Here is a 13,523-nt window from a genome sequence, read left to right on the forward strand (position 1 = left end):
ACTCGCCACCCGAGTCGTCGCGCGCGCCAACGCCCTGCTCGGCACCGCACTCACGCTCCGCGACGTCTTCGACCACCCCCGCATCGGCGAACTCGCCCACATCGCCGACACCACCACCACCACCACCGAGACATCCGGCCCACGCATCGGTGACCTACCCCGCCCAGCCGTCCTACCCGTCTCCTACGGACAACAAGCACTCTGGCTGATTGATCAGCTGGGTGGGCCGGGCGGGCGGTATGTGGTGCCGGTGGTGCTGCGTTTGGGCGGCGATCTGGATCCTGATGTTCTGATCATGGCGGTACGGGATGTGGTGTCTCGTCACGAGGCGCTGCGCACGCTCTTGGTGGAGAAAGACGGCACGCTACGTCAGGTCGTCATTCCAGCGAACCAAGCGGCCGACAGGCTTTCGCCGCCCGTCGAGGATGTCACGGGTGTGGATGCTGCCGGCGTGGATGCGCGGGTGGGCGCGGTGGTGCAGGCCGGGTTTGATCTCGCGGTCGACATCCCGATCCGTGTCGCGCTGCTACGCGCCGGCGCTGATGACTGGGTATTCGTTGTCGCGGTACATCACCACGCAGTGGATGAATGGTCGTTCCCGTCGCTGCTGAGCGACCTGGCGACCGCTTATCAGGCGCGGGCCGCAGGACAGGAACCGGGATGGACGCCGTTGCGGGCCCAGTACGCGGACTACGCGATCTGGCAACGCGAGGTCCTGGGTGAGGCGTCGGATTCGCGTTCGCTGCTTTCCAAGCACCTCGCCTATTGGCGTGACGTCCTCGCGGATGCGCCCGAGGAGTCCACGATCACGCTGGACCGGACCCGACCGGTGACACCGACCCACCGCGGCGCGGATCTGTGGTTCACCATCGATCCACAGGTCGTGACCGGCCTGCGTCAGGTCGCGGATGAGCAGGGCGTGAGCATGTTCATGACGCTCCAGTCCGCGACCGCGTTGACCGTTTCGGCGCTGGGCGCCGGTGCGGATGTGGTGATCGGTTCGCCGGTCGGTGGACGCACCGAGGACGGCCTGGAAGACCTGGTCGGATACTTCGTGAACACACTGCCGGTCCGCCATAGGTTCCACGCCGCTAACTCGATCACCGACGTCCTGCAGAACACCAGACAAACGGTACTCGGCGGGTTCGAGCACCAGGCCGCACCCTTCGAAGAAATCACCCGTGCGCTGGGCACCGAGCGATCCGTCGGCCGTAACCCCCTCTTCCAGATCATGCTCACCCACCGCGTCGCTGACGGCCGCCGCGCGGACGGCCTGCACCTCGGGAATGTCGCGATGACACCGAGTCCCGCGGCGGTGGGCGCGGTCAAGACCGATCTCGACCTCGACATCTTCGATTCGTTCAACGAGCTGAAGGGGAAACTCTCCTACGCGACCGATCTGTTCGATGACGTTACTGCTGAGCGGTTTGCTGCCGTCTTCAAGTCGGTGCTGGAGACGATCGCTGCTGGTCCAGAGGTACAGGTCGGTGACATGGACCTGTTGCCCGCACCGGAGTCGCAGCAACTCGATGCGTGGTCGTGCGGTGAGGCGCTCGACGTTCCCGGGACGACCCTTGACGAGTTGGTGCGCCGGCAGGTCGCGGCGAGCCCGGACGCGGTCGCTGTCATAGCGGATGACAGCACTGAACTCACCTATGGTGACTTTGATGCTCGGGTCAATGCTCTTGCCCACCTCCTCGTCGAGGCGGGCGTCCGGGTCGGGGATCGGGTCGCGGTCGCAATGCCGCGCTCGGCCGATCTGGTGGTCGCTTTGGCCGGGGTGATCCGTGCCGGAGCGGCGTATGTGCCGATCGACCCCGACTATCCCGCCGAACGCGTCAAGCACATACTTGCGGACGCCGGACCACGTGCTGTGATCACAGACCGGCACACCGCCGGTGTCCATCGTCACGTGCTCATCGATCATCCTGTGCGCATCCTGTTCATCGACGACGAATCGGTGCAGCAACACCTCGGTGCCGGCGTGATCGACCCACCGGAGGCCTCGCGTCGGCTGCTCCCGGCAGATGCCGCGTACGTGATCTTCACTTCCGGCACCACCGGACGCCCCAAAGGCGTTCAGATCACCCACCAGGCAATAGTCAACCGACTGTGGTGGATGCGTGATCTCTACCGGATCGGTGCGCCGGACCGGGTGCTGTTGAAGACCCCGTTCACGTTCGACGTGTCGGTGTGGGAGTTCTTCTTACCGCTGGTTACCGGCGCGGTGGTGATCGTGGCGCAGGAGGGCGGACACAAGGATCCACAATATCTGCTCGAAGTGATTGATCGTCGCGCGGTGACGATCACTCATTTCGTGCCGTCAATGCTGCAGGCCTTCCTCACCTCGGACCCGGACCGGACGTCGGTGGATTCGGTACGACGAGTGTTCTGCTCCGGCGAGGTACTACCCGTGTCGACCGCGGCCGGAGCCGTTGCGCTGTTCGAGAACGCGGACTTGCACAATCTCTACGGGCCGACGGAGGCGGCCGTGGATGTGACCGCTCACCCGGTGGTTCAGGCCGAGCTCGTCGATGCGGTAGGGGTGCCGATCGGTGTCCCGGTGGCGAATACGACGGCGCGTGTTCTCGATACATGGTTGCGTCCGGTGCCGGTCGGTGTGGCGGGTGAGCTCTACCTGGGTGGGGTGCAACTCGCGGACGGGTATGTGGCTCGTGCGGGCCTGACCGCTGACCGGTTCGTGGCTGATCCGTTCAGTGACGACGGCGCGCGGTTGTATCGCACCGGCGATGTGGTGCGGTGGAACTCCCAAGGGCAGTTGGAATACCTCGGCCGCGGTGATGATCAGGTGAAGATCCGCGGGTATCGGATCGAACTCGGGGAGATCAGCGCCGTCCTCGAACAGTATGCAGGGGTATCGGGTGCGGCGATCGTCACCTTGGATCACCCGGCCGGCGGGAAGTACCTGGCGGCATACGTGACCACGGCCAGTGCCACGAAGGCCGAGGATGCGGTGCTGTTCGACGCGCTGCGCGAACATCTCGCACAGTCGCTGCCGGACTACATGGTGCCCGCGACGTTCCTGCGCCTGGACCGATTCCCGGTCACCGTGAACGGGAAACTGGACCGCCGCGCATTGCCGCAACCAGATCTGACCGCGGGTGCGGCCGACGGCCGGCCACCGGAGACCGGCACCGAGATCGCCCTCGCCCGCGTCTTCCGCGATGTACTGCACCTCAGCGACGACATCGATCTCGGCGTGGACAACGACTTCTTCCAGCTGGGTGGCGACAGCATTTCTGCGGCGCGACTCGTTGCCTACGCTCGTGAACACGATCTGAACTTCAGACTGTCTGAGGTGTTCGTGCGACGGACCATCGGCGCCCTCGCTGCGCTGGTTGCGCCGTCGACGGACGGCGCCATTTCGGCCGAGCCGGTTCTTGTGCCGACCTCTGCTGCCCTCGAGCGCTTGCGCGAGGTGGACGCCGCGCCCGATGAGTACGCCTTCACCGAGCTCATCACCTTGCCCGCGAAGTCGACGAGCGAATCGGTCGCCTCGTCTTTCCGCTCACTCGTCGCCAACACGGACGCGCTTCGCCTGTCAGTTGACGCTACCGGCCGGCGGCTCTGGTTCACCTACCTCCTACCTCCGGAGACAGTCCAGCCCCCGACCGTGGAGTTGACCGCCGGCACGAACGTCGACGTTGACGCAATCAGGTCGGCCGCCGTCGATCTCATTGACATCTCGACCGGCCGCCCGGCTGCCCTCGCATACACACACAACCCCGAGCAGACGGTTGCAGTGCTCGCCGTCCACGCGGCAACCGTCGACCGAGCCTCGCTGCACCGTCTGGCGGAGACACTTCAGCAGGCAGTGTCCGGCGTAGCAGAAGTGTCCCGCCCGCCGGCGCTCGTCCCTGCGCTCGAAGCCATCGAAGCAGCCGGCGACGCGGTCGCAACGGACGGCCTCGATGGCTGGAAGGGCCTTCTCTCCCGAGCCCGGACGATCGACGTACACACCTTTGCCTCTGCCACCGTCGCCACCTTCCGCTGGGACGGCTTCCTTACCGAAGGCGTCGTCACCAAAGCCATCCGCAACGCGTTCCACTCAACAGGAGTCGCACCACTGATCGGTGGCGTGGTCGACGAAGATGTCCCGCTGACTCCCGATGACAACACGATGTCAGTCGGTCCGTTCACCGCGGCCGCCACCATCGCTCTCGACGAGGCCGAGCTGGCCAGGACCGCCGAGCTGGCCAGGACCGCCGAGCTGGCACTGCTGCGATACCACAACAAGGCCGGACGCCGAGCATTGCGGCGTGCCCCCTCTCCCGCGGTGATCCTCACGCGGGTCTATGGGCCGGACAGCGGGTCACCAACCCCAGAGGGCGCCGAGCAGTTGTATCGCGCGGTCATCCGATATCGCATCGCCCCGGACACGACGACGATCACTTTCCTCGGCTTCGCTGAAAAGGTGGTCACCGATCTCCGAGCGGCTCTGACAGACCAATTCGGTCGGGTCGCCGGCGAACATCAACCCTCCGGGTCTAGGTGAGGCATGTCGTTAGGTTAGGCAATGCTAAGGTTTGATGTCTGACTGCTGGCCGACCACGTTTCGGTACGCCAGCTGCTCGATGAGGAGTCGCAGTGCCGCGTCGTGCCCGCCCCACCGTCGTACACACCATCGCCCTGCGAGAGCTGGAGGTGGCGCGGGTTGTCGATGTCACTCCCGGGATGCGCCGTGTGACCCTGACCGGTGATCAGCTGGGATCGTTCACTGGAAGCGACGGCACGACCTTCCCCGAGTTCGCCAGCAACGGTTTCGACGACAGCGTCCGGTTGATCTTCCCGTACCCCGGCGAAAGCGAGCCGGTGGTCCCGGTCTACAAGGACGGCAAGTACAGGTGGCCGACCGACCCGCCGGCGCTGTGGCGGGTCTATACGGTACGCCGCTACGACGCGCAGGCTCGCGAGCTCGACATCGACTTTGTGAAACACGGTGTGGGCGTCGCTACAACGTGGGCGTACCGGGCGAACCCGGGCGATCGGCTCCACGTCGGGGGACCGTCGGTCTCGAGCGGTCGGCCTGAGGGTCACGGCTGGTTCCTCGTTGTCGGTGACGATACGGCCATCCCGGCGATCGGCCGGTTGCTCGAGGAACTGCCCGACGAAACACAGGCCCAGGTCTATATCGAGGTGGCTGAGGGGTCGCACCGAATCGATTTCCCGGCACGTCCCGGTGTCGAGGTGACCTGGATCGTGCGGAACGGACTGGCAGCGGGTACCAAGCCCTTGCTGCTGCAGGCGGTACGCGAGGCCGGCCGGCGAGAGGGCTCGATGTTCGCTTGGCTCGCCGGGGAACAGTCCGTCATACGTGATCTGCGGCGGTATCTCATTGAGGAGCGCGGTGTCGACAAGTCCGACATCGACTTCACCGGTTACTGGCGGCGCGCAGAGGTTGTGGCGTTGGACGAAGATCCCGCCATGCCCGACCCTGAGCGCAACGACGAGGCCTTCGAGAAGTTCCATGAGATGTCCGAGTTGCTTCCGCCGCTGGCGATTCGGGCGGCCGCGAATCTCGGCATCGCCGACTGCATCAGCCGCGGAGTGCGCACCGCACCCGCGCTCGCACAGCACACCGGCGCGAACGAACGCTCCCTGGCGAAATTCTTGCGGTACCTGCAGGCGATCGAACTCCTGGAACAGGAAGGCGATGAATACAGGCTCAGTGAGACCGGCGAGTTTCTGACCAATGAGTCCGTGCTCGATCACCTGGTTTCCGGCGGGGTCGACTTCCGCATGTCGCAGGCCTTCTACGGTCTTGAAGCGGCGATCCGCCACAATCATCCGGTGTTGGAGTCGGTGACCGGCAAAGACTGGGACGCCCTCCGCAGCGATGTGACCTTTGAGCACAAACGTTTGGAGAACAGGTCCCGGTTCGTGCAGGTACTCGCCGAGCCGCTTGCGAAGTCACCCGTGCTGGGGGGCGTCGGCAAGGTGGTTGTCCACGCGGCCGGTGCAGGGGTCCACGCCGACTACCTCACTGCGGGGCATCCGGAGGCGACGGTGACCATCGTGGCGCTCCCTACCGCGGCGGACTGGTTCCGCAGGGACATCCCGACCAGCATTGCGGATGCGACGCGTCGCGACCGGATACGGATTGTCGAGCAGTCGGTGTTCGAAAAGACCGAACCTGCGGACGCCGTGCTGATCATCGACACGCTCGGACAGCATCGTGACGCGGAGGCGAGGCTCATTCTTCGGCAGGCCGCTGCGAGCCTGAGCCCTGGCGGCCGGGTGCTGTTGGTGGAGGATACTTTCGATCTCGACGAGTTGGACGAACATGATGCAGAGCGCGACATTCTGCAGTTGACGCTCCACGGATCTGGATACCGCACCGAGGACGAACTCGATGAGGTCATCGCCGGCGCTGGATTGAAAGTGATCCAGACGTCGCTCGTGGGGTGGGGTAACACGTTGCGAGTGCTGGCACCGTGACCTGAGGTTGTGGGTCGCGCGGAGCGGTCCGGCCGGGTCGTCCACGACGAGCCCGGCGACCGCTTACCGCAGGGTCATGAAGCCACTTCGTCACCGGCTTGGAGCTTCTCGATGACCTCGATCCAGTGACCCAGTCTCGAGTCCTCGGCCAGGGTGATGAAGTCGATCCGGTCCACTCCCGCGGTGCGCCACCGCTCCACCAGCTCCATGAGACGCACCGAGTCCATTCCCTGGTCGCGGAGGCTCAACTCGGAGTCGATCTCAGCGGGTTCGAGGTACAACACGTCGGCGACGTCGGCGATCAACTGCTCGGTGCTCAGACTCATCAGGACTCCTCGTTCATTGTTTGCCTAACCTCTTTGACATTTCCGGCCGACCGCGTCACACGGTGGCGATCAGCGCTTCCTCGCCGCTGTACGGTCGCAGGCCGTCGGTCCGGCCCGCGAAGTAGCGATCGGCCAGATCGGCTGCCGAGACATGTTCGGCGCCGGCGAAACCTGCTTGTCGCGCCAGTTCGATGATCTGGCCGGGAGTGTAAAAGCCGATGAACGGCGTACCGGCCCGCCGAGCACCCTCCCTGGAGGCTCGCCGAATCTGTACGTCCTCAGGCGCGAGATCTTCGAGATGACGGAAGAACGTGAGGATCAGAGAGGAGCCGGACGGCAGACTCGCCACCCGCTTGAGTGTCGCCGTCGTGGCCTGTTCGGTCAGATACATGGTGACCCCCAGCCAGGACACCACCGCGGGGCGTGAGATGTCGAATCCCGCCGCCTGCAACCGATCCCACCAGTCGTCATTCGCTTCGAAGTCGACCGGAACCAGGCGCAACCAATCCGGGATGTCATGTCCGAGTTCGGTCAACCGGCTCCGCTTCCACCCCTGCGTCTCCGGCTGGTCGATCTCGAAGACGGTCATGGTCGAGCCCGCATCGGGATGACGCTGAGCGTAAGTGTCCAAGCCCGCGCCCAGGATCACATATTGATCCACGCCCCGGCTCGCGGCCTGCGCCACCAGGTCCTCGGTCAACCGCGCCCGCCCGACAATCGTGGCGCGCTTTCCTCGCGAGTCGCCAGGGACCATGTCTCCGCGCTCGCGCCAGCCGTCGTCGTCCTGCGCCAGACGGGCGCCCAGCACGTCCTCGAGGACGTGCGGCGGCTCGTCGACCAGTGTGTGCAAGGCGCGCCACAATGCGGTCCGTACCGCGGTGTTGTCCGGCGTGCCGACAACGTTTCCCGTCATGAGCCAGTCCTTTCTACCTTGTTCATGCTCCGTCCGGCCTCCCATGCGCTCCACAGCCCGCCGTACACGCCACCGGCGGCGACCAACTCGTCGTGTGTTCCGATCTCGATGATCCGGCCATGCTCCATGACGACGATCCGGTCACAGGTCGCGGCTTGGGAGAGACGATGCGCGATCACCAACCCGGTGCGCCCACGCAAAGTCGCCTCGGCGGCACGGTCCAGCAACCCTGCGTGGGTGGAACCCGCCTCGGCGGTCGCCTCGTCGAGGATCGCCAGTTCCGGGTCGGCGAGCAGCAGCCGAGCGAGGGCGAGCTGTTGAGCCTGTGCATCGGTGAACGGATGTCCGCCGGTGCCGATCATTGTGTCGAGATCGTCCGGCAGCAGATCGAGCAGACCGGCCGCCCCGGTGGCGTCCAGCGCTGCGCGGATGTCGTGGTCGGCGGCCCCAGGGGCGGCAAGCGTGAGATTGTCCCGCAGGGAGCCGGCGAACACGTGCGTCTCTTGGGTGATCAACGTCGTACGGCCGGGCCGGGCCACCGTCCCGGCGTCGGGTAGATGGATGCCGGCGATGACGGCGGCAAGCGTCGTCTTTCCGGCCCCGGAGGCGCCGACCACAGCGATGCGCTGACCGACGGGGATGTCGAGGGTGAGGTTGTCGAACACCGGGGGACCCTCGCCGTAGCGGAATGCGACATCGTGGAGCCGCACGGCGATGTCCGTGTCCACTGTCGCTGTCGGCTCGCCCGCTTCCTCCGGGATAGTGGCCACCCCGATCATGCGGCTGAGCGATGCCAGGGCCGACTGGAGGTCGTCGACGACGAACACCAGCTCGTTGATCGGTCCGAGCAGGCGCAGGACGAGCAGCGTCGCGGCGGTGGCGCCGCCGACGGTGGATGCGCCCGCATCGATCAGGACGAAGCCGACGACGAGTACGGTGGCCAGGCTCAGACATTCGCCAAGGTTCAGGCGGATGCTGAGCATGCCCTGCACGGTGCGCGCGCGAAGCGTCCACACCGCGACGCCCCAGGACGCAGTCATCACGCTGTGGTGCCGCTGCTCGGTGAGCCCGAGCCCGAGCACGGTGGCGTAACCGCGCTGCGACTCGAGCATCTGCTGCGCCCGGGCGCTCATCGCCGCACGTTCGGCGCCGTACACCCGCGGGCCGATGCGGAGATACCAGCGCATGACGAGTACATAGACGGGCAGTACGACGGCGAACGCGGCGGCGTATTGCCATTCCAGCGCCGCAAGCCCGCCCAGCGATACGACGATGGTGAACGCGGTGACGGTGAGCGCGGGTATCACCGCGGGGGCGGCATCGGCCACGGCGGTGACGTCGTCGCTGGTCCGGGAGATCAGGTCTCCGGTCCCGGCGCGTTCGACGAGATGCTGGGGGAGCGTCATGGCGCGGCCCACGAGCTGTTCGCGCAGCGCGGCGAGGATGGTGTGGTAGACGCGGGTGGCAAGCACGATCGTCACCGCGGTGCCGGCCGCGCCGAGAACTGCCGAGAGCGCCATGACGGCCGTCACCGTCAGTACGGTGCCGAGGTCAGCGGTACCAGCCTGCACCCGGTCGACGAGGAACCCGACGATCACAGGCGGGATCACGTTGACACCGGTGCTGACGATCCCCAGCGCTCCGACCGTGGCGAGCCGGAGCCGATGCCCGCGACTGAGTCGCCACACCTCCTTGGCGGTCTCCCTGCCGCCCGCGACCGGCAACGCGTGCTCGGTAGCCGCGGATGTCCCGCTCATGGCGTTGTCCTTGCGGGCGCCAGTGCGTCCTCGAGCAGGTCGACGACGCGGTCGCAGCTGCCCAGCAACGCGGGAGACGAGGTGATCAGCAGGGTCGACCGGCCCGCGCGGACGTCGCGCAGCCGCTCCGCGATCGTGTGCTCGGTGACCGAGTCGACCGCCGTGGTCGGGTCGTGCAGCACGAGCACCGGCGCGTCGCCCGCCAGGGCGCGGGCAAGCGCAAGCCGCTGGAGCTGGCCGCCGGAGAGGCGGTTGCCATCCTCGCCGACCGGGAGGTCGAGATCGGCGGCGAAATCGTCGCATGCCGCAGCTCGCACCGCGGCTGTCACCAGCTCGGGTGAGGCCGCGGTGGCGGTGAGATTGTCGCGGATCGTTCCGCTGAACAGCATGACCCGGTGCGGCGTGAACGTGACCCGGGAGCGGTACTCCTGCGCGGTCAACCCCCGCGCGGCGATCCCGTCCAACCACACCGCCACCTCGCTGCGAGGCCCGCGCGGATCCAGCAGCGCCTCCGCGACGCGGGCAGCAGTCAGGTCGTCGGTGCGTACTCCCACGAGTTCGCCGGGCTCCACCCGGATCGTCGCACTGGGCGTGGACACCTCCAGCACCGGAAGCTGCGGGACCACCGGCCGCGCCGCGTCGTCAGACTCGGGCGTCACGGCGACGTCGGTCTTCAGCATGTCGAGGATGCGCGCGGACGAGGCGCGGGCTCCGGCGAGGTTGGGGATGGAATCGTTCGCGATCGACTGGATCTGCGGCAGCAGCGCCTGAGCAAGGCCGACGGCGGCGATCAGCTCGCCGATGCTCAGCTGCCTGTCAACGGCGAACCAGCCCGCCAGCCCCATTACCGCTGCAACGAATGTGCCGGTGACCACACCGGAGCCCATGAGAAATCTCCCCAGCAGTCCGGCATTGCGCTTGGCGCCGACCAGCGTCTCCTGGCTTGCCTGCCGGTACCTTCTGGTCGCCTCGGCCTCGGCGCGAATCCCCTTGACCACGCGATAGCCGGCCACGACATCGGTGGCCAGTCCGACTGTGGTGGCCACCAGTCCCTGGTACTCGCGGGTGTCCCGGGACAGCCGCTCGCTGAGGATGCCCGTCAACCACACCGCCACAGGCGCCCCCACCAGCACCGCAAGTCCGAGTAGCCAGTGCGTCGTCAACAGCGATACAGCGATGAATCCGATGGCCATGATCCTCGCGATCGGCATGATCACGAGCTGAACCCCATTCGCCAGGCGGGCGACGTCGTTGGTCATCACCGAGACGACGCCGCCGCCCGGCGCGTGGACGCTGCCGCCGACCGGATGCAGTACGCCGGTCGAGAGGGTGCTCCGGAGGCGGTGCTGTAGTAGTTGCATCGCATACGCGGTCAGTTGGGTAGCGAACTTCGCCGCCACCGTCAACCCGACGTACGCGGCCACCAGCGCGCCGAGCCACAGGATCAGCTGCCTCGCATTCCCGGTCGCCAACGCCCGGTCGATCGCGAGGCCCGTCACCACCGGGACCACCGCTTCGCCCACCTGCCATACGATCGCGGCCAGCGCCGCAGGAACGGAGACCCGCCGCACCGAGAGGATCACGCGCAGCAGGAATCGACCGGCAGTGGTCCCCGAGCCGGCCTCGAACGGCTGGACCTCGGGCGGATCGGTGGGCGCCTGCCAGAGCACAGGTAACCGACGTGTCAAAGGTCCCCGCCCCAGCCCCAACGGGTCGGAGTACGAGGCGTTCCTCATGGCCGCCTCCGGTCCGCGCCCAGCAGCGGGATGTCGGTGTGCTGCGTGAGCACCGCAGCCGTCCACACTCGCTGCCGGCGTGTTCCGGAGAGTTCGTCGTCCTGGAACGACCCGTCCGGGATCGAACACCGACGGGCCGTCGTCGCGGGGCGGTCGTCGTACCTGATGGAGGCTTCTCCTCGGTCGGGCGGCGGGATGGGTGGTGGCACGGTGCAAGGTTAGCCTACCCTTCATTGAGGTTGCAGTGATCGTTGCCTCGGCTGGCTCGATCTGGTCTCAAGAGAAGTGGGTGTGCTTCCGTTGACGGCTTTTGATCGTGTGGGGTTGACTGCGAGCCAGCGGGGCAACTGGGTGGCTCGGAGGCTTGCTCCTGAGTCTTCGGTGTTTTGTGCGGGTCAGTTGATCTGGTTGGACGGTGTGGTCGATCCGGCGGTGTTCGTGTCGTCGGTGAGTTCTGTTTTCGTGGAGACCGATGCGTTGCGGGTGCGTTTCGGTGACGAGGACGGTGTTCCTTTTCAGTACGTCGATACCGCGATGACTCTGTCGACAGAGGTTGTCGATGTGGGTCATGGTGATGATCGGATCCGGGTGCTGGCCCGCGAGCAACTCACCGGGCCGTTGGCTACTGCGGGGGAGCCGGCGACAGGTTCGACCCTGATTCGTCGTGAGAACGGGACGTGGGCGTGGATCCTGGTCACCAATATCCTGCTCGTCGACGGTTACAGCATTTCTCTTTTCATTCGTCGTGTCGCCGAGGTCTATTCCGCGGCGCAGGCCGGTGATGCGGTCCCGGACCGCTGGTTCGGCACCCTGAAAAGTGTCACGGACGCCAAGAATCCCGGCGCTTTCGGGATTGAAGAAGGTGCCGCGTATTGGAGTGGCGTCTTCGGCATCGAAGACGCTGGCCAGGAGAACGTGGAGGACTTGTCCGAAGTCTTCGTGTCTCCGAGCCGACCAGTTGTCGTCGCGATACCTGGCGACACCTCCGCGAGGGTCCAGCAGTTCGCCCGCGGGGCGCGGGTCTCGTGGACTGATTCGCTGATCGCGCTGTGGGGTGTCTACACCGCTCTGGCCGACGGTCGTGACCGCGTCGCGGTCCGAGTTCCTCTGATGTTGCGCGACGACCGCGAGTCATTGAAGACACCGAGCGCGATCTCGAGAGCAATCCCGGTCGTCACCGAGATCAGCCCATACCGCACCGTTGAAGATGTTGTCGAGGCCGTCGCAAGCCAGTTGAAGACCTCCCGGCGTCACACGACTGTCGAAGATCACCAGATCGCCCGTCTGTGGCCAGGCGGCCAGGCCTCGTACCTCGCGCTCCCGACGATCAACATCAGACTCTTCGAATCGACGCCGCGCCTGGGCGACATCAACGCGGTTTCTGAAACGATCAGCACCGGCCCCGTCGGGTCACTCGACCTCGCGATCTACCGCAGCCCAGGGTCGGGAATCCGGTTGGAGCTGTCCACGGGCTCCGCCGTCGGTGACCCGCTGTGGCATGCGGAACAATTCAGCCGTTTCCTCAATACGGTTCTCGACGGGTCCCCGGGTCAGACTCTGCATGAACTGAGTGCCGGGTTCACCTCTGGCACCGGCGGCCCGGATCCGTCGTGGGTGCAAGGCGAGACGCCTGATGTCACGCCCGCGACAGTGGACGCATTGGTGCGTCGTCGGGTCGCGGCCGATCCGGACGCGGTCGCCGTCATCGCCGACGACGGCACCGCACTCACCTACGGCCAGTTCGATGCGCGGGTCAACGCCCTCGCCCACCTTCTGATCGGTCAGGGTGTGCGGGTCGGGGATCGGGTCGCGGTTGTCATGACGCGTTCGGTCGACCTGGTGGTGGCGCTCACTGCGGTGATGCGTGCGGGAGCGGCCTATGTGCCGGTCGATCCGGGGTATCCCGCAGGACGCATCAGGCACATTCTCGACGACGCCGCACCTGCGCTGGTCATCACCGATCGGCACGCCGAAGTGCATCAACACGCCGGAACAGCGCTGCGCGTCGATGACCACGACGTACAGGAGCACCTGGACCTCGGTCAGGAAACCAGCCCTGTTCTGTCCCGGCCGTTGAACGGCCTCGACGCAGCTGTCGTGATCTTCACATCAGGAACGACAGGCACCCCGAAAGGCGTCACTCTCACCCATCGCGCTCTCGTCAGCCGGCTCGCTTGGGGTCATCGGGTATTGGGTTACACGCCGGACAGTGTGGCGTTGTCGAAGAGTGGTGTGGGTTTCGTCGATGCGGTGACCGAGTTGTTCGGGCCGTTGATCGCGGGTGCTTGTGTCGTGGTCGTGGTCGCGGAGTCTGCGCAGGATCCGGCTGGTC

At 66.1% G+C, this 13,523-nt stretch carries 8 protein-coding genes; 3 read left to right on the forward strand and 5 right to left on the reverse strand.

Features of this window, described 5'->3' with window-relative positions; all coding sequences use genetic code 11:
- Positions 1-145 precede the first annotated feature (145 nt).
- Complete coding sequence (locus tag QSK31_RS47640) at positions 146-4,516, forward strand: non-ribosomal peptide synthetase (protein ID WP_285691831.1); 4,371 nt, start codon at positions 146-148, stop codon at positions 4,514-4,516.
- A gap of 92 nt (positions 4,517-4,608) precedes the next feature.
- Entirely contained in the window at positions 4,609-6,459 is a 1,851-nt protein-coding gene (locus QSK31_RS47645) for a siderophore-interacting protein (protein ID WP_285691821.1), read from the forward strand.
- Between the two features lie 74 nt (positions 6,460-6,533).
- Here QSK31_RS47645 and QSK31_RS47650 read toward each other — a convergent pair whose 3' ends face one another.
- The 5 genes from QSK31_RS47650 to QSK31_RS47670 form a co-directional block, all read right to left on the reverse strand.
- The gene (locus tag QSK31_RS47650) at positions 6,534-6,785 is read right to left on the reverse strand and encodes a phosphopantetheine-binding protein (RefSeq protein ID WP_285691822.1); all 252 of its coding nucleotides are present in this window, start codon (positions 6,783-6,785) and stop codon (positions 6,534-6,536) included.
- A gap of 55 nt (positions 6,786-6,840) precedes the next feature.
- Positions 6,841-7,698: a class I SAM-dependent methyltransferase gene (locus QSK31_RS47655; RefSeq protein WP_285691823.1), complete on the reverse strand. Its 858-nt coding sequence runs from the start codon at positions 7,696-7,698 to the stop codon at positions 6,841-6,843.
- Positions 7,695-9,455: an ABC transporter ATP-binding protein gene (locus QSK31_RS47660; RefSeq protein WP_285691824.1), complete on the reverse strand. Its 1,761-nt coding sequence runs from the start codon at positions 9,453-9,455 to the stop codon at positions 7,695-7,697. The genes QSK31_RS47655 and QSK31_RS47660 overlap by 4 nt, the downstream gene beginning before the upstream one ends.
- Positions 9,452-11,125 (reverse strand): ABC transporter transmembrane domain-containing protein, encoded by a 1,674-nt coding sequence (locus QSK31_RS47665; RefSeq protein WP_285691825.1) that lies wholly within the window; start codon positions 11,123-11,125, stop codon positions 9,452-9,454. Before QSK31_RS47665 ends, QSK31_RS47660 begins: the two co-directional genes overlap by 4 nt.
- Before the next feature lie 62 nt (positions 11,126-11,187).
- On the reverse strand, positions 11,188-11,400 hold the full coding sequence (locus QSK31_RS47670) for a hypothetical protein (protein ID WP_285691827.1): 213 nt from the start codon (positions 11,398-11,400) through the stop codon (positions 11,188-11,190).
- Between the two features lie 82 nt (positions 11,401-11,482).
- Here QSK31_RS47670 and QSK31_RS47675 point away from each other — a divergent pair.
- The coding region (locus QSK31_RS47675) for an AMP-binding protein (RefSeq protein ID WP_285691829.1) at positions 11,483-13,523 on the forward strand (2,041 nt) is incomplete at its 3' end.

Source organism: Actinoplanes sp. NBRC 103695 (assembly GCF_030269485.1).
In the GTDB taxonomy this organism is placed as follows: Bacteria; Actinomycetota; Actinomycetes; order Mycobacteriales; family Micromonosporaceae; genus Actinoplanes.

Coding starts and splice junctions, on each gene's coding strand:
- QSK31_RS47650 (WP_285691822.1), bottom strand. CDS start 6,785: ATGAGTCTGAGCACCGAGCAGTTGATCGCCGACGTCGCCGACGTGTTG.
- QSK31_RS47655 (WP_285691823.1), bottom strand. CDS start 7,698: ATGACGGGAAACGTTGTCGGCACGCCGGACAACACCGCGGTACGGACC.
- QSK31_RS47660 (WP_285691824.1), bottom strand. CDS start 9,455: ATGAGCGGGACATCCGCGGCTACCGAGCACGCGTTGCCGGTCGCGGGC.